Origin of the sequence: Halopseudomonas aestusnigri, assembly GCF_002197985.1 — a bacterium.
GTDB classification, from domain to species: Bacteria; Pseudomonadota; Gammaproteobacteria; order Pseudomonadales; family Pseudomonadaceae; genus Halopseudomonas; species Halopseudomonas aestusnigri.
Genome location: NZ_NBYK01000001.1, coordinates 851,912 through 867,618, shown reverse-complemented (window position 1 = coordinate 867,618; position 15,707 = coordinate 851,912). Strand labels below are relative to the sequence as shown.

Genomic DNA, 15,707 nt, shown 5'->3' with positions numbered 1-15,707 from the left:
AAAAAAAAGGGATCGGGTGCTTCACCTGATCCCTTTTTTTGTTTCAAACCTCCACCCTGTCTGGCGCCATTAAGGCAACGACAATCCCGCTCAGGGATCACCCAGAAGCGTCTCGAAGTCAGGGTCATTTTCTGTCTTGCAAGCCGCACGCTGCGAAGCAACGTTCGCTTCATCAGCCGCCAGCCGGGCCAAAAACGCCTCGTCGATTCGGGTCGCTGGAACCGCCAGTGCCGATGCAGAATAGCTGCCGGAAAAACCGCTCAGCGACACACCCGTCAATCCCTTCAGCGCACTCAGCGTAGGCCCTAGGCTCCCCCCGGAACAATGAAAAGTCCCAGCAGTACAACTGCACTCCGCACCCACGCGGTAGGACCCGATCCGGGACTTGGCCGGCAATCTGAGCAGTGATTCGGGCAGGTCGCCATCCAGCCTGGAGCCAGGCTTGTAGGCGCCATAGACAACTGCCCTGACGTCGACACCAAACGGGTTGGACAAATGCCACCTGACCGGACTGTAGGAGCTCAGGACCAGCGCGACCGGCCCTTGTGTGTGCTCCAGGTTCAGCACGATGGACATATCCTGTGCGCTGCTCTCATAGACACCGGCGTAATACAGGGTCACATCTGCAGGTAGCGCCTCGCCCAGGCGTGCGCGAATCTCACTGGCCTCAAGATAGGTCTGCTCGCTGCTGATGTCCACGTTGAACTCGGTGGTATGCCAGTTGTTGACGTACTCGACCTCCAGCTTGTGCACACCCGGCTCAAAGCGATACAGCACCGACTGATCGGAGCCGCCCTCATAGAGCACCCGACCATCAATCAGAACGCGTGACTTGGCCCAGCTCTGACTGACCGAAATCCGCTTTACGGTCGGCTCCTCAAACATGAGGTTGCCGACCCAGTAGCCACCGAAGTCGCCCGATTCGATGCCATGGAAGTCATCCCGAATATAGTTGATCGCGATGTTATCCACGGTCTCTGTAGCAATCACCTGCTGCGGTTGCCTGGTATTGATATAAAAAGCCTGAAACCGCCCGGTAGGGATGTCTCCAGAGGGATTCAGGCGCGCTCCCCAGGTAGTAGCCGCAGACACAAGATCGCCTGCGGACTTGATGATCCGGGCGGACTCTTGGCGGCCAGCGGCCGACATCGCGCCGCGCCGCCGCTCCTGTTGATAGGCCGCATCCGCCTTGCTGCAATCAAGCTGATAACCATACTGCGGCAATCGGCTCTGGTAGCTACATTGCTCGAGATACGCGCCAAACTGGCCCTGATAGGCGTCTGCCCCTTCGCTCAGCCCTGTCGGGTAAAGTCCGCTGCGCTGGTGCACCGCTTCAAGGTGCTGAAGAACATCACGCGACACCAGCCCCCTGTTGCGCCGCTGATTTGCCTCCGGGCCGAACTCCAGGCGGTAGCTTTCTATTCGCGCTGCTCGCTCCGTCAAGGCATCGGTAGCCGCAGCGGTGTGCAGATACTGATCCTCGATCCGATCGAAGGCCTGAAGTGCCAGCGCAAGCTCACCCCGATCCCAGTCCTGAATAGCATGGTTGAGCAGCGTGCGGGCCTCCTCCTCCGAATTGGAGCAGGCGGACAACAGCGGCGGTAACAAGACTGCCAACAGCCATTTTTTCATAGTGCCATTCCTTAGCGTGTACCCACCGCCTGTGAGCTGATGAGCCTGATGATGCGCAACCGCGTGAGGCAGCGGCTGCCAGATTGCTGTTCACAACACCGACGCGGCCCCGCTGCCAGCAGCCTACGCCAGCGCAACGGCCATGTCATGCGCCGCGAGACGTCACTTCCAGCCTTGCAGCCACCTGGCGTCGTCTTTCAGCTCACGCCAGTCAATCTGAGCCTGACGCTTGGAAAGGACCGCCTCGATCTCGCAGCCAATTACCTGCCCTTCCTCATCGACCTCAACGTCGGTAATCATGAAATGCTTTTCCCGGTTGACCGGCGCAACCGCCGTCCACTTGCTGTGGAGAAGCTTCTTCGGATTTATCCTGTTCACGTTTCATACCTCATTGACTGACGCTGCGGATTGGGCAGGCCCGGAACCGGCTAAAGCGAGTTTAACGCGCAGCCTGCCAGCCCTTGGGTCAGGGAACCAGAAAAAAATCATGAACGGCGTTGTAGACATACATCTCGCTGAACCGACCGTCATGTTGCTGGCGTACCGCAGCAAGCACTTTGACAATCTGTGTAATTTCACGCTCGAACACAAACGGCGAGTACAGGCCGACCAGCAGAATGCCCGCGCCGCTCGCCTCGTATATCTCAGTGATGGAGGCCTTGGCGTACTTCTTCTCCACGACCGCGACCACCTCCTCGGCAAAGTTTTCATCCGGGTTGACGGTCATCCCGCGTCCGGCCGGGATGTACTCCACATCATCGGCGGCAAAGCTGGTCAGGCTCCGGGCAAAATCAGCCCCGATAAAGGCATCGGTAATCTCGATCCAGCAGGGTGAGCCGTCAAGGACAACGATAGCGTCCGGCGGATCGGGATAGTCGAGAATCTCCAGACTGCGCCCGCTCCCTTCGAGATAACGCTTGAAGGAGCGCAGCACACTCTGCTCGTGGGCCTTTTTGATATCGCGTCTGTTCATTACCACCCTTCAGGATAAACAACGACGTCGGCAGCACGATGGCGCCGGCAGCATCGCTGACCGCAGCCCGGACGCGCCCTATCTTGCCTTACTCCGCCTTCCAGTTCACCGGATAGAGCATTTCCTCACGATACCCGCTGAGTACCCGACGCAAGCCGCTCAGTTCACTGTCGAGCGAGCTGTCACCGGTATCGACCAGAAAGGGGCGTCCGGCAAGGCTGCGCAGCTTGGTTTTGGTAGCGACCACCAGCAGGTTATCGAGCCCGACAGCGCGGATGATCCGCGGTGACAACTGCTGGTTGCCGCGCCCGAGAATATGGCCCTGACCACCGATGGCGGTGACCAGAATGCGCCAGTCGCCGCCCTGCTCGACCAACTCCCAGAGCTGCTGCTCGGTCGCATCACGCAGGATCACCTCACCGTCGCGCAATACATCGACGCCAAGCAGAGTACCTTCGAGCCCCATGGCCTCCAGCAGGCCCAGCGTGGTTGAGCCGGGGCCGAGGATCCAGCCTGTGCCATCTTCCTGCGCTTCCTGCAGTCCGGCTGCGATATCGTCCAGTACCAGGGTTTCCACTTCCCGGCCGCCCTGCTTGACCTGCTGGACGAAACGCCCCTCCTCAGGCACCGATAGCTCACCATAATGCCGGGTACGCACCTGACCGTTGCGAAATGCCTGCTCGTCGATGTCGCGCACATCCGCTTCACGCAGCCGCACCAGCTCGCCCTGCACCAGCAGCGCGACCAGCTCACCGGCAGCGCGCGGATTGACCGCATACACGCCGGAATGAATCTTGACCCCGGCCGGAATACCCAGCACCAGCTGACGCCCGTCGAGCTGGTTGCATATGTTGCGTGCAGTACCGTCGCCGCCGGCAAACAGCAGCAGGTCCACACCCAGCTCGCTCATCTGCCGGGCAATGGTTTCAGTGTCTTCAGCGGATGTTTCCGGTGGGCAAGACAGCGCCCCGACCACCTCGCAGTCAAAGCCCATATCAGTCAACAAATCGGCGCCCATCACCCCAGGGGCAGCCAACAGCCGGATGCGATCACGCAGCGGCAGCAGCGACTCCAGCGCCTGCCTTACCCGGCTGTGCGCCTGCGGTTCAACGCCCATTGCCAACGCCTGCTTGGCTACGCCATCGGAGCCCTTGAGCGCCGCCCGGCCGCCCACCCCCGCCAGCGGGTTGATAATCAACCCCAGACGAAAACGGGTGTTGTGATGTTCTGCTATCGGGTTTTCCATGTCACAAATCCGTCATGGCAATGCCATATCCTGCGTTCAGCTGCCAATGCGGCTGAACCTGACTGATAACGGGAGACAACCATGAACGTGCCTGCCCTGAAACCGTGTCGTGAAACCGCCGAGATTCTGCTGCACCCGGCCCACTGCGTCGGTGGTTTTATCATCGATGAAGCCGGTCGCGAAGTCGCCATTACCGAACAGATGATCCAGCACGCCTGTGACCAACTGGACCGTCAGTGGGTGGCAGCGCAACCGCGCTTCAAACACTGAATCCGGCGGCCGCCAGCAGCGCGGCCTGCCCTTCCCCATCCGCCTGCAGAATCCTTACCTGCGGGCATTCGCGGCGCAGCGGATACTCCTTGCGCAGCGCATCAAAAGCAGCCCCGGTACTCTGACCCGCCAGCGGCATCATCACCGCCCGGAACCGGGCGTCATCATCGCGCACGTCGTACACCTGGCGCAGCGCCTTTTCCAGCAGCCACTGGGCCGGCGTCTCGGCACTGAACTGCAGCTGCGCACAACCGGCCTCCGGCGCCAGGGCCTGCAACGTCAGCCTCGGCTGCTCGCCACGGTGCCGACACAGAGCCTGATAGATCAGCTCGGTGCCACGCAGTTTGCCATCCAGACTGTAGCCGGCAATATGCGGCGTTCCCAACGCACACAGCTTGAGCAACGCGGTATCGACCTGCGGCTCCAGCTCCCAGACATCCAGCGCCACCTGCACATCGGGGCGTTCAGCCAGCAGCACAGACAACGCATGATTGTCGATCACCGGGCCGCGGCTGCTGTTGATCAGCCAGGTCCCGTGCTGCAGGGCCATCAAACGGGGCGCATCGATCAGATGCCAGGTTGCATCCGGGCCGTTGCGGGTCAGCGGCACATGGCAGCTGACCACGTCTACCTGCGTCAGCAACGCATCCAGGTCGACAAACCCCGCCTCACCACGGGCGGCCCGCGGCGGATCGCACAGTACGCACTCCACGCCCAGCGCGCCAAGCGTTGCCGCCAGACGACTACCCACTTCGCCAACACCAACGATACCCACCCGGCGCTCACGCCACGGCAGGCCAGTTCGTTCCGACAGGGTCAGCAGACAGCTGAGCACATACTCGACCACACCGCGCGCGTTGCAACCGGGCGCACTGGCAACCTGAATACCGGCCTCAGCCAGCCCCGGCAAGTCCAGGTGATCGGTGCCAATGGTGCAGGTACCGACAAACTGTACCGGCGTGCCCTCGAGCAGGGCGGGGTCAACCCGCGTCACCGAACGCACCAGCAGCGCATCGGCGTCCAGCAGATGCTCACGGCGGATACTGCGCCCGGGCAGCGTCGTCAGCCGGCCTTGATCGGTAAAGAAGGCCTGCAGCAGGGGGATATTTTCGTCGGCAACGATATGCATGAGCGGGGCACCTGGCAGAAGGGACGCGGGCATTGTCGAGCGTTGGTGGCTGCGCTGTCCACCTGGCTGCGCATTTTGTCGCCTCGTTGCAACAACTGCTTGCACCGAGACAACGCCGCTGCTTAACTGAAACTCACAGTCCGAATGTGACTTTTCGGTCTGATAATGATTCCAAGCGTTTTTTTGAGGCACTGCCTCACCTTGCAGGACCTGCCTGAGTAACGGGAGCACCGACGCACAGCCCACTGCGCCGCACCCGGAACTGTCCTCACCACCCTGTCGCCATAACCACAATCACAGCGGTCGCGCATCGCGCCTGCCTGGCGATTTTGCTTGTTTACGGCCATTTGCCTGCAACTGCCCTGTATGACCCGCCAGCGCGGCCGGGTCCAGCCAATTCCGGAGACAGGGAATATGAAAGCAGAACACAACGTTGTAGAAACACTGGGGCTATTTCGCATCCACACCCACTATTACGCGAGCCCGGCACCGCGCGGTACGGTCATTCTGGTCAACGGGTCTCTGGCCACCACGGCCTCGTTCGCGCAGACGGTGCGCTACCTGCAGCCGCACTTCAATGTGGTGTTATTTGATGAGCCGTACGCGGGTCAGTCAAAGCCGCTCAACAGCAACCGGCGGCCGATTACCAAGGAGCAGGAAGCCGGAATCCTGCTGGAGCTGATAGAGCATTATCAGGCCGACCACCTGATGTCGTTTTCGTGGGGCGGCGCCTCAGCCCTTCTGGCCCTGGCCCAGCGCCCGGCGCGGATAAAGAAGGCCATCGTGCTGGCATTTTCACCGATGATCAATTCGGCCATGCGTGACTATCTCGAACGCGGCATCGACCTGCTGCTCAACGCCGAACGCCGCCAACTGGGCGAGCTGCTCAACTCGACCATTGGTGAATACCTGCCCTCGCTGGTCAAACGCTTCAACTTTCGTCACATTATCAGCCTGGAAGAGCACGAATACCATCAGATGGCGTTCCACGTCAGTCAGGTACTGACCCAGGATACGCGATGCTATCTGCGCGGCAGCGCCGATATTGACGTGCCAATCCTGTTTATCAACGGCGACCGGGACCGCTATACCAGCGTCGAGGACGCCCGCGACTTCAACCGCTACGTGCGTCGCAGCAGCTTTGCCACGATACAGGGCGCCGGGCATTTTCTGGATATGGAAAGCCGCGAAGCCTGGATTCAGACCCGCGATGCGGTGCTGCAGTACCTCGCACCGGATGCCCTCGTCGCCCCTGAGCCAGTTGAGCAACACAGGCCGCGCGGTGCGCAGGTCATCCCGATGACGGTCTAGGCTGCAGTTACTTCGGAGAATAGCCCAGGGTCGAGCACGCGCCCCGGCTGGTAGGCGTCGAGTAACGCCTGAGCAAACCGGGTCGGACGCTCGCCCATGCCCTGTTGCAGGTACACCTTCGCCTGCGCATGCACCTTGGCGCGGAAGGGCCCCGGGTCGGTCTGCTCGCCGTTAAGGTTGTCGGTGCTCACGTCAAAGCGATGCCCGGCAGCCAGGCAAAAGATCATTTCCAGCGCCTGCGGTTTGACCTCGACGCTCTCGAAGGTGCGCTGCTGCTCAGCAGTGCGGCCATCCGGCGCGTACCAGTAACCAAAGTCCGGCAACAGTCGACGCTCCGGCCCGGCAACACACCAGTGCGCAACCTCATGCAATGCGCTGCGAAAGTAATCTCGGGTAAACAGGATACGGTGGTGCGGATGCGACGCATCGGCCGGCAGGTATTCGGGCTCCGGATAGCCGCCCAGCAGACAGGTGTTGAGGTCGGCGAGAAAACACTCGTCGAACAAACGAATCAGGTCCTGACAGTCGTGATGCATGCTGAAAACCATGGGTACTGAGTGACTGGGTGCCAGCGCTCGAACCGGCCCCGGGCGCAAGGCCGGAAAGCACCGTGACGGTGCAGCTGGACAATACGCCGTAAATTGCTAGCATGGGCGGTTTTTACGTCAGGTCCGGCCAGAATGACCAGTACTCCCCCCCTGCCCGCTCGGGCGCGCATTGTAACAGAACTGCGCGCCCTGATTGCGCTGGTGCTCCCGATCATCGCGGCGCAGCTGGCACATACCCTGCTGGGCTTTGTCGACACGGCCATGGCCGGGCGCGTCAGCGCCGAGGCGCTGGCAGCGGTGGCGCTGGGTAACTCATTCTGGATTCCGACCCTGCTGTTTCTCACCGGGGTGATGATGATTGTCACCTCCAAGGTTGCTGCCGCCAATGGGGCCGGTCGTATCAGTGAAACCGGTGCGCTGGTGCGCCAGGGCGCCTGGCTGGGGCTGATGATCGGCTGTGGCTGCATGCTGTTTCTCAACCTGATGCGACCAGTGCTGGGCTGGATGGAGGTCGATCCGCAGCTGGTCCCGGTGACCCTCGACTACCTGCTGGCCATCTCCCTCGGCTTCCCGGCGGTCGGCGTCATGCTGGCTCTGCGCGGGCTGAGCGACGGTCTCTCGCGCACCAAACCGGCCATGCTGATTGGCTTCATCGGACTGCTGATCAACGTCCCCGCCAACTATGTGCTGGTCTACGGCAAATTCGGCTTCCCGGCCATGGGCGCGGTCGGCTGCGGCGTCGCCACGGCGATCGTCATGTGGGCCATGCTGGGCTGCCTGCTGGTGCACCTCAAGCGCGCATCGTTCTATCAACCCTGCGGCCTGTTCGAGCGGTTCGACTGGCCCAAGGCGCGCACCCAGGGCGAGCTGATCGGCTTGGGCTTCCCGATCGGCATCGCCTTGTTTGCCGAAACCAGCATGTTCGCGGTAATTGCCCTGCTGATTGGCAGCCTCGGTGCCATTGTAGTTGCCGCTCACCAGGTCACCCTGAACTTCACCTCGCTGGCATTCATGGTGCCTTTCAGTCTGGGGCTGGCCATTACCGTACGCGTGGGCCACAACCTGGGGCGCGGTGGCGCCCGTGCCGCCATGCTGGCAACCAAGGTGGGTCTGGTGCTGGCACTGCTGTTTGCCGCCATCGCGGCCATCATCATGTTCACCCTGGCCAGACAGATTCCGCTGATCTACACCCAGGATCCGCAGGTACTGGCGCTGGCTTCCAGCCTGTTTGTGCTCGCTGCGCTATACCAGTTCTCGGATGCGGTGCAGGTGGCCTGCGCCGGCGCGTTGCGAGGTTTTCAGGACACCCGTCTGCCAATGCTGCTGACCATGATCGCCTACTGGCTGATTGGCCTGCCGACCGGTTACGTGCTAGGCCTGACCGACTGGCTGGGGCCGGCCAGAGGCCCGGCCGGCTTCTGGATCGGGCTGATTGTGGGCCTGAGCAGCGCCGCCCTGTTCCTCGGCCTGCGCCTGCGGGCGGTCAGCCGCAAACCCGTTTACCAGCACGGGCTTCAACACTAGGGCATACTGGCGTCATGCGCTCATCGCCCGTATTGCTTGTTCTGCTGTCCATCGCCGCGCTCTGTGTCGGCTGCCAGCCTGTGCCCGATGCCGAGCAGCAAATGGACAATTATCTGAGCCGCGTCGCACGCGTGCTCAAGCAGGAGTTCATCCCGTTTGATGCCAACCAGCTCAGTCAGTACCGGCTCACCGAGCGCCGTGACCGGCTCTACGACATCCCCGCCGAACGCATCAGCCTGCTCGATCTGCTGATCGATGTGCATCAATGCAAACCGCTGCAGCAGCGCATTGCCGAACGTAACAGTGTGCTGGGCAAGGTCATGCCCTGGAGCAGCCGCCTGGGCTACGAGGGTGAGCTGCTGCGCGCGCTGGACAGTTGCCGGCAAAGCCTTGCAGACGACCCGCAGCAGCAGGAGCTGCTGACCGAGCTGAGCGACATCGCCGAGCGCAAGCGCAGCCAGTTGCCAGCGGTATTCTGGAACGCGATCAACGCCAGCAGCGAGGCAGAGCATTATCTGCGCTTTGCCACCGAGCCGCTGCCGGTGACCAGCGCCCCCCTGACCGACGAGGCGCTAGCGGCACTGCAGCAACTGACGGCGATTGGCAGTGCCCTGCCCGAACACCTCCCTCCGCCAGTTGACGAGCTGGATCCGCTGTTCCAGGCCCTGCAACGCAGCCAGCGCAGCAGCCAGCTGATTACCTCGCTGGCGCAAACCCGACACGGTCTCCAGCAGGCCACCGCGATGCTGCAGGCGCAGCCGGCAACCTTTCTGTGCCCGATGAACCAGCCATCGGAACGCTCGAAAATTCTGCTGAACGTGTTTGTGTTGTTCTATGCTGGCGAGATCCAGCCCTATCTGGCGCAACTGCAACGGCTCGGCGAACCCTGGGCCAGGCAGATCGGGCAACTACGTGCTGTTGCACATATTCCACCCGCCACAGCGCAGGCGCTGGATCGCCTGGCAGGCAAGCCGGAGGCGCTGTGGGACAGCTACCGGCAGGCCGTCGATGAACACACCCGCGCCTGGCAGGACGTGCTCGGCGCCTGCCAGTCCGCACCCGGGCAAGCCGGCTGGCAGACGCCCTGAGGCGCGGCTCAGCCAGCCTTGCGAATCAGGTAATGGAAGATGCCACCGGTCTCGTGCTGCTCAACCAGCTCGTGACCGAGAAAACTGCAAAAACGCGGGATATCGCGCTGGGTGGACGGGTCAGTCGCAAGGACCTGGAGCAGCTCACCGGCGGCCATATCGCGCACCGCATTGTGCAGCATCATGACCGGCTCGGGGCACATCAGGCCCTGGGTATCAAGGGTGGCGGTAGCATCAGACATGGGCGAGTCCCGAAGCGGAAAACGCCGATTATCCCGAAATGCCGCAACGCTTGCCAGACGCAGTCTGTCGGCCGAAACTGGGAGGGAAAGTCGTCAAGACGCAACACCCCGAAACGGGTAAGGAAAAAGCATGATCAAGGTGTTGATTGAACGGGATATCGCAGAAGGTCTGGAAGTACCCTACGAAGAAGTCGCGCGGCGCGTACTGTCGGCGGCCATCCAGTCGCCTGGGTTCATCTCGGGTGAGTCGTTCCGTGATCTGGAGCATCCCAACCGGCGTGTGATCATGGTGACCTGGCAGAACATCCGCTCCTGGGAGCGCTGGGAAGAGTCGGAAGCCCGCCGCGACGCTATCAGCAAGTTTGCTCCCATACTGCTTGAAGAAGAGCGCATCACCCTGCTTGAGCCGCTGTAGTACGCTCAGCACAGCGATCTACCACGCCAGAGAGCATCCGGGCGACTCTGGCGTGACGCCTGAATCAACGCATTTTTGTCAGCAAATGCGCACTGCCTCCAATATTTCCGCGCTTCCCGCAGCCATCGTCTGTCGATCCCCCTAAGCTTTAGATTCCGGCCTGAGACCTTCCGCTCGGGCGCCGCATGGATCGCACTGCAAGGAACACGGATGTTCTCCCTAACTGCCACAGTACAGTCTGCTCTGTACCTGGATGGCATCAACCAGGCGCACAATACGCAAACAGCCGGTATCGCGACGTGATGCATCGATACCTGCTGGTCGACGGTGCCCGTTATCACAATGCCCTGGCGCGCCTGTATGCGCGCAATGAGGTATTGGAGGTCGAGCCGCTTTATTTCGGCTCCCCCTGGCACAGCGCAGCCGATCTGGGGCCGCTGCTGGTAAGCACCGATTCGGCTTCTGCACTTTTTTATGAAATCGAAACCAGCGCAGAGCTGCGCGCAAGCGCTGCGGTGCTTGAAAGCCGGGCGCTTGCAGATGTCGTCGCCAGTCATCTTCGGCGCTTCAATCAGGTCACTGACGTTTCCGGCGCAGCAACCCTGCTGCGCTACGCCGACCCACAGGTTGCCTGGTTCTGGTTGCACAGCTACGACGCCGACGCTCTCCCTGCTGTCATGGGTCCAGTAACCCGCTGGCGTATCGCAGTGCCACCCAGCGCTCTGCTCCCTCAACAGCCGCGCTGGCACGATTTCGCCTCTGCGCCCCCGGCAGCGCAAAGCGGCCTGCCCGCTGGCCTGCTCGGCTACCCACAGCTGTCAGCGCTGCAGCAAGCTTATCAACAGCAACTGAAGGAACGTCTTTACTGCTGGCTGCAGGAAAACCACCAAACCGCGCTATCAGTATTACCCGAACAGACACGGGACAACTGGTTCAACGCCCGACTCGCGGATGCCGAAGCCTTTGGCCTGAGCACCGAGCGCAGCATCGCCATCTGGTGCGAACTGGCCCTGCGTGACGGCAACGACTTTGCTGGTAATCCACAGGGGCCGTATCGACGGTGGCTAACCCAGGCACCGAGGGAGCTGCCGGCGACACCCGACCAACGACTGCAGCATTACTACCGCGACCGCGCAACCGCGCCAATCAGGGATGATGAAAACCATGACCGTCTTGCATAGGGAACTCGCATTACTGGAAAGCCTCTGGGCCACCTTCGAAGACAAGCCCGCCAGCGCCACCGCCCAATGCCCCCTGCAGCAGCGAGAGGTTGCCATCTTCCCGGTGCGTTACGCGATTGACGAGGCCGCGGACAGTCCGGACCAGCCTGGCCCCAACCCCACTCCGCCACACTGGCAGGGCCATCAATCGCTGCCCGAGCTGAACCGGCGCAGCTATACCCTGAGGCAACTGCGCGACGGTTGGCTGTATGTGATCGACCGCACCGCCAATACCCGGGACGAATACCAGATAACCGGCGCTCGCTTCAGCAAAGTCGCCAGCAGCGCCCGTGCTGCAGGTCAACCACTTGCCTGCTCAAATGGCCTCAGCCATCTGCTGTACCCACGCCAACACCAGCTGTATATCGCCTACTCAGCCGAGCGGTGGACAGCCTGGACACACGAGCGCATGCAGGAGCCGGTGAACCAGGAAAAATGGATGCGTGGGCTCGATTTGGCCACCTATGCCAAAACGCTGTCGGCACCCCACTGCGCCCCGCTGAGGCACTTGGGCGAGACAGTCGCCGATATCGACAACGGCACAGCCGTCCCCGGCCAGCGCTTCGACAGCACCACGCTGCCCACACAGGCCACAGGTGAAGACGCCACATACAAACCGGCCCTGGGCAGCAACACCGTGCTTGCCAGCGTACCCGACCAGGACTCCGCCCTGTTCATCGCGCTGGACGATCATCTTGGCATCCTTGATGACCTCAGCATGCAGAGCGCCGGACCGGCGCTCGAACTCAGCCAGTTCGAAGAACAACACCTGCACAAGCTGACCATAGCTCAACATATCGAACTGCTGGCCGGTGTTGATTTCTCTCCGCTGGAGTCCGAGATGAGGCTGTCACCAGAAGCCTTTCACGCCTTCAAACAGCAGGCGCAGGACTATCTCACTGCCAAGGCGCGCTACCTGAAGGAATTGAACAGACCAACGGACGGAATCAGCGCATTCGCCGCGGGCCAGACATTGGAACAGCACCAGCAGCAACTGATTAGCGGATACGGTCAGGACGCACCGGCCAAGCTGGACGGTCTGGTTGAACAGTGGGGCACGCGGGAAACCCTGCGCGACCAGGTGCGCTTTGAGGAATCACAAACCTTCGCGCTGGAAAAAGCGCAAGAGCTAGAGGGTATACAGGCCAGACTGACGCCCTGCCTGCAAGACCTGATCACCTGGCTGAAGCGGATTGGTCCCGATCCGCTGGGCCTGTTCCTCGATCAGACGGACGAAGAACAGTGCCTGAGCCTGATCAACCACGCTGACGCCTGGCTGTCCTTTCTCGCCCACGATCAGCAAGCGCAGCAATGGGTGATTGAGGACTACGCCATCCCCAAAACGCTGATTGGTCTGGCCAACTACAACTTCGACGCAGAGCTCGCCTCAGGTATCGAGCAACTGGCCAGGGAGTTCGTCGAAGAGGACGGCATATCCCTGGCGACCAGTGCCTCCGTCGCCAAGCGCACACAGGAAATCAGCGACGTCCTCAGCAATGAAACCATCCGCAACAGCGCGATCTTTCAGCGCCTGAGCAGGCCAGCGCAGACAGCCTACGAAACCTTACTGCGCGTGGCCGCCGCCAACTACGAGAAGACCTGGCAAGCATTCGAATTCCAGCTCCTTCCCGCCATCAGCAGCCGCCATGCGCCACGCTGGAAAACCATCGCGCATACAACCATCTCGGTATCAATACATAGCCAGATCAACGAAACCCGCCCGTTTTTGCTGATTGACAGCCAATATCAGCAGAAACACGCCGCCTGGATGCGCAAGGTCACGCAACTAACCCGCCGAATAGACGCCCAGACCCGCGTGGTAACAACCGGCAGAACTCACGACCGCATGGCAGCGGTAAGAGACGTCCACCAACTCAAACGCCAACTCGACGCCCTCATGCTGGAGATGCCAAACAAAGTCCTGGTCAACGGCGAACTCAACACCCAGACCCTGCGTACTCATACCGAGCACCGCATCGACTCCATACAAACCCTGGTCCGTGCAGAGCTGGCGCAACAGCTGGAACTGAAAGCACGAGACTATGGCGCCTACCTCAAGCGGGTAAACGAATGGACAAAACGCAACGCCGCCCAAGGTCTCGCCGGCCTGGTCACCGTACTCAACATCTGGAACTTCCACGAAACAATGACCGCCGCCAGCGCCAACGGCGAATGGAGCCGGCAAGACCAGTTGGCAGTCAGCACGGCAGCCAGCAGCATGCTGGCGAGCTTGGCCACCATGACGTTGATACCGGCGTGGTCGAGGATTAGCGGCCTAACGGGCTCAGTTACGACTACCGGGGCTAAACAGCAACTAATGCGACTTACCAGCGCTGCGGCCCATAAGTGGAAAAGCGGCTTAGAGTACAAGGCACTGTTCAAGAGTTTTGCAATGCGAGCAATTGCTGTGTCTGCGCTTTCAGTTATTGCCGCGGCAGCCGAATATTTTCAGGTGCAAGAAGAAATAGGTGGTGCAGAATCTGAAGATCGGAAAAATGCATTGCGGGCCAAGCTATTCATCACGGCCGTCATTGGAGCGGTTGCAGCTTTTCAATTAATGACCTCCGCTGCTACCTGGCTAGGAGTGATGTCTGCCAGCCTTACTATTGCCCCGTGGATGGTTATCGCATTAGCGATGCTGGGCATGGCTCATCTAATCATTTCGCTAATTTCAGACTCATTGAAGCTGGAGGGCTTCAAGCTATGGCTTTACCGCAGCAGTTGGGGCAAAGCGAGCAATCCTTACTGGCCGGACACCGAGAAGGGAAATGCAGACGAGCTAAGAGCCTTGCACGAGGTATTGCTGCGCCCCACCGTTATTGCCAAAACACTGGAAGACGGTGTTTGGCTAAAGCTGATTTTCCCTCCAGGCATCGCCGGCCACACCGCAAGGATCCACCCGATGATGGTTACAGAAGGAAACTGGTTTCGCTCCGACAGAGAAACCGGCTACCGCGCGGGCATGTACTCTGGCTATATGTCAGAGGGCCGCTGGATCAAACTTGACGAGCTTGGCGAATGGGATTCGCTTGGGGTCCGTAATCAGCCAAACACGGTTTGGCCTGTCTACCAGGCAACTGACTGGCGTATCTGGCTGGTCCACATTCCGCGCTCCCGTGGCATGGACCGACTCGATATCAGCATCAACTATCCACCTGCTGTACTGCAACGCCCCGACAATCTCGGCTATCGATTCAGCATCAACCTGGCCGGAATACAGGAGGGCACGTTGCATGAGAATCCTTACGTAAAAAATCGGCAAGTCGAACCGGCTAGTGTTGCCACATCTCCATCTGGGCCAGTGAAAGCACATTCAAATTCCGGTTTCAATCTGGGAGTCATTTAATGAGACGGACCTCATGGCGCAAAACAGCAGAGCTTTCAAAAAAGATGGAGTGGAAGCACTCCGAAGAAGGCGTTCTATTGACATGGACAGTCAAGGCTATTGACAAGAAGATACTGGCATTCGACGGGATAGGAATTATCTGCATCATAGGAGCGTCGCTTTGCATCGCGTTGTATAGCTATTTTTTTAACGATGCTTTTGAAGTCGATATATTCTGCACGACGGCCGCATTCATGGGCTTTTTTTTCTACAAACACTCCATGCAAAAAACAGTCTTCGTCTATCGTGCAACCTCCAACCACCTTGAGGTGTGCCGCTGGCAAGATATACCTGACATAGTTTTTGTCTTGATACGCGTCATCCCTTTCGTGATGGTCGGGATTGTCTTGATGCTGTTAATCAGCAACCCGGCGCTATCCATTGCCGCGTTGGCCGGGCCGGCTTTGGTGGGGATAGGCCTGGCCTCGGTGGGTGGCGACTCGAGCTACCAAACCTACTGGCAAGACTTCCAGCATGACGAGTATCTGTGGAGCGAGGTGCTGGAGGCGATGCTCGACGCCGAACAAGGCCTCATCGTGCTAACACTACCCTACGAACTGCCCGCCGAGTACGCAGCCCAGATAGATAATCCGGAGCAGTTCACCAGCCAGGATGTCCGACTGTACTTCCGCAAAGACCAGCAGACCGAAGTCATTGCCATGGTCAGGAGCCGGATACCGCACATCGAACTTACGCCGGGCAGGCAGATATACGAATTTTGATG

Annotated in this window: 15 protein-coding genes; 9 read left to right on the top strand and 6 right to left on the bottom strand. The window is 60.3% G+C overall.

What is annotated here, in order from left to right; genetic code table 11:
* Positions 1–90: 90 nt before the first annotated feature.
* Entirely contained in the window at positions 91–1,632 is a 1,542-nt protein-coding gene (locus B7O88_RS04045) for a hypothetical protein (RefSeq protein ID WP_088273887.1), read from the bottom strand.
* Between the two features lie 39 nt (positions 1,633–1,671).
* Here B7O88_RS04045 and B7O88_RS18345 point away from each other — a divergent pair, with 39 nt between their 5' ends.
* Positions 1,672–2,031: a hypothetical protein gene (locus B7O88_RS18345; RefSeq protein ID WP_459562085.1), complete on the top strand. Its 360-nt coding sequence runs from the start codon at positions 1,672–1,674 to the stop codon at positions 2,029–2,031.
* A 67-nt stretch (positions 2,032–2,098) separates the two neighbouring features.
* Here B7O88_RS18345 and B7O88_RS04035 read toward each other — a convergent pair whose 3' ends face one another.
* Positions 2,099–2,605, bottom strand: a complete 507-nt coding sequence (locus B7O88_RS04035; RefSeq protein ID WP_088273885.1) for a hypothetical protein — start codon at positions 2,603–2,605, stop codon at positions 2,099–2,101.
* An 88-nt stretch (positions 2,606–2,693) separates the two neighbouring features.
* Positions 2,694–3,851 (bottom strand): ATP-NAD kinase family protein, encoded by a 1,158-nt coding sequence (locus tag B7O88_RS04030; protein WP_088273884.1) that lies wholly within the window; start codon positions 3,849–3,851, stop codon positions 2,694–2,696.
* Between the two features lie 81 nt (positions 3,852–3,932).
* Here B7O88_RS04030 and B7O88_RS04025 point away from each other — a divergent pair, with 81 nt between their 5' ends.
* Positions 3,933–4,121, top strand: a complete 189-nt coding sequence (locus B7O88_RS04025; protein WP_088273883.1) for a PA1571 family protein — start codon at positions 3,933–3,935, stop codon at positions 4,119–4,121.
* Here B7O88_RS04025 and pdxB read toward each other — a convergent pair.
* The gene (gene pdxB / locus B7O88_RS04020) at positions 4,111–5,250 is read right to left on the bottom strand and encodes a 4-phosphoerythronate dehydrogenase PdxB (protein WP_088273882.1); all 1,140 of its coding nucleotides are present in this window, start codon (positions 5,248–5,250) and stop codon (positions 4,111–4,113) included. The two genes, B7O88_RS04025 and pdxB, sit on opposite strands and share 11 nt — an antisense overlap.
* Positions 5,251–5,664: 414 nt before the next feature.
* Between pdxB and B7O88_RS04015 the strand changes: the two genes are divergently transcribed.
* Positions 5,665–6,561: an alpha/beta fold hydrolase gene (locus B7O88_RS04015; protein ID WP_088273881.1), complete on the top strand. Its 897-nt coding sequence runs from the start codon at positions 5,665–5,667 to the stop codon at positions 6,559–6,561.
* Here the strand turns inward: B7O88_RS04015 and B7O88_RS04010 are convergent.
* Entirely contained in the window at positions 6,558–7,097 is a 540-nt protein-coding gene (locus B7O88_RS04010; protein ID WP_088273946.1) for an elongation factor P hydroxylase, read from the bottom strand. The two genes, B7O88_RS04015 and B7O88_RS04010, sit on opposite strands and share 4 nt — an antisense overlap.
* Before the next feature lie 144 nt (positions 7,098–7,241).
* Between B7O88_RS04010 and B7O88_RS04005 the strand changes: the two genes are divergently transcribed.
* Positions 7,242–8,633 carry an MATE family efflux transporter gene (locus tag B7O88_RS04005; RefSeq protein WP_088273880.1) on the top strand — a complete coding sequence of 464 codons (1,392 nt, stop codon included), beginning with the start codon at positions 7,242–7,244 and terminating at the stop codon, positions 8,631–8,633.
* Between the two features lie 14 nt (positions 8,634–8,647).
* Complete coding sequence (locus B7O88_RS04000; protein ID WP_088273879.1) at positions 8,648–9,721, top strand: DUF3080 family protein; 1,074 nt, start codon at positions 8,648–8,650, stop codon at positions 9,719–9,721.
* Positions 9,722–9,729: 8 nt separating this feature from the next.
* Here the strand turns inward: B7O88_RS04000 and tusA are convergent, their stop codons facing one another.
* Entirely contained in the window at positions 9,730–9,963 is a 234-nt protein-coding gene (gene tusA / locus B7O88_RS03995) for a sulfurtransferase TusA (protein ID WP_088273878.1), read from the bottom strand.
* 130 nt (positions 9,964–10,093) lie between these two features.
* On the opposite strand from tusA, the gene B7O88_RS03990 reads away from it, so the two are divergent.
* The 4 genes from B7O88_RS03990 (at position 10,094) to B7O88_RS03975 (ending at position 15,705) form a co-directional block, all read left to right on the top strand.
* Positions 10,094–10,378, top strand: coding sequence for an antibiotic biosynthesis monooxygenase family protein (locus B7O88_RS03990; RefSeq protein WP_088273877.1), 285 nt, complete (start codon positions 10,094–10,096; stop codon positions 10,376–10,378).
* A gap of 302 nt (positions 10,379–10,680) precedes the next feature.
* Entirely contained in the window at positions 10,681–11,559 is an 879-nt protein-coding gene (locus B7O88_RS03985) for a DUF4123 domain-containing protein (protein ID WP_235005726.1), read from the top strand.
* Positions 11,543–14,944 carry a T6SS effector BTH_I2691 family protein gene (locus B7O88_RS03980; RefSeq protein WP_088273875.1) on the top strand — a complete coding sequence of 1,134 codons (3,402 nt, stop codon included), beginning with the start codon at positions 11,543–11,545 and terminating at the stop codon, positions 14,942–14,944. The genes B7O88_RS03985 and B7O88_RS03980 overlap by 17 nt, the downstream gene beginning before the upstream one ends.
* Positions 14,944–15,705, top strand: coding sequence for a hypothetical protein (locus tag B7O88_RS03975; protein WP_140418563.1), 762 nt, complete (start codon positions 14,944–14,946; stop codon positions 15,703–15,705). The genes B7O88_RS03980 and B7O88_RS03975 overlap by 1 nt, the downstream gene beginning before the upstream one ends.
* Positions 15,706–15,707 lie beyond the last annotated feature (2 nt).

Excerpts from the sequence above, each read along its gene's own strand:
- B7O88_RS04045 (WP_088273887.1), bottom strand. The coding sequence starts at position 1,632 with ATGAAAAAATGGCTGTTGGCAGTCTTGTTACCGCCGCTGTTGTCCGCC.
- B7O88_RS18345 (WP_459562085.1), top strand. The coding sequence starts at position 1,672 with ATGAGCCTGATGATGCGCAACCGCGTGAGGCAGCGGCTGCCAGATTGC.
- B7O88_RS04035 (WP_088273885.1), bottom strand. The coding sequence starts at position 2,605 with ATGAACAGACGCGATATCAAAAAGGCCCACGAGCAGAGTGTGCTGCGC.
- B7O88_RS04030 (WP_088273884.1), bottom strand. The coding sequence starts at position 3,851 with ATGGAAAACCCGATAGCAGAACATCACAACACCCGTTTTCGTCTGGGG.
- B7O88_RS04025 (WP_088273883.1), top strand. The coding sequence starts at position 3,933 with ATGAACGTGCCTGCCCTGAAACCGTGTCGTGAAACCGCCGAGATTCTG.
- pdxB (WP_088273882.1), bottom strand. The coding sequence starts at position 5,250 with ATGCATATCGTTGCCGACGAAAATATCCCCCTGCTGCAGGCCTTCTTT.
- B7O88_RS04015 (WP_088273881.1), top strand. The coding sequence starts at position 5,665 with ATGAAAGCAGAACACAACGTTGTAGAAACACTGGGGCTATTTCGCATC.
- B7O88_RS04010 (WP_088273946.1), bottom strand. The coding sequence starts at position 7,097 with ATGCATCACGACTGTCAGGACCTGATTCGTTTGTTCGACGAGTGTTTT.
- B7O88_RS04005 (WP_088273880.1), top strand. The coding sequence starts at position 7,242 with ATGACCAGTACTCCCCCCCTGCCCGCTCGGGCGCGCATTGTAACAGAA.
- B7O88_RS04000 (WP_088273879.1), top strand. The coding sequence starts at position 8,648 with ATGCGCTCATCGCCCGTATTGCTTGTTCTGCTGTCCATCGCCGCGCTC.
- tusA (WP_088273878.1), bottom strand. The coding sequence starts at position 9,963 with ATGTCTGATGCTACCGCCACCCTTGATACCCAGGGCCTGATGTGCCCC.
- B7O88_RS03990 (WP_088273877.1), top strand. The coding sequence starts at position 10,094 with ATGATCAAGGTGTTGATTGAACGGGATATCGCAGAAGGTCTGGAAGTA.
- B7O88_RS03985 (WP_235005726.1), top strand. The coding sequence starts at position 10,681 with ATGCATCGATACCTGCTGGTCGACGGTGCCCGTTATCACAATGCCCTG.
- B7O88_RS03980 (WP_088273875.1), top strand. The coding sequence starts at position 11,543 with ATGACCGTCTTGCATAGGGAACTCGCATTACTGGAAAGCCTCTGGGCC.
- B7O88_RS03975 (WP_140418563.1), top strand. The coding sequence starts at position 14,944 with ATGAGACGGACCTCATGGCGCAAAACAGCAGAGCTTTCAAAAAAGATG.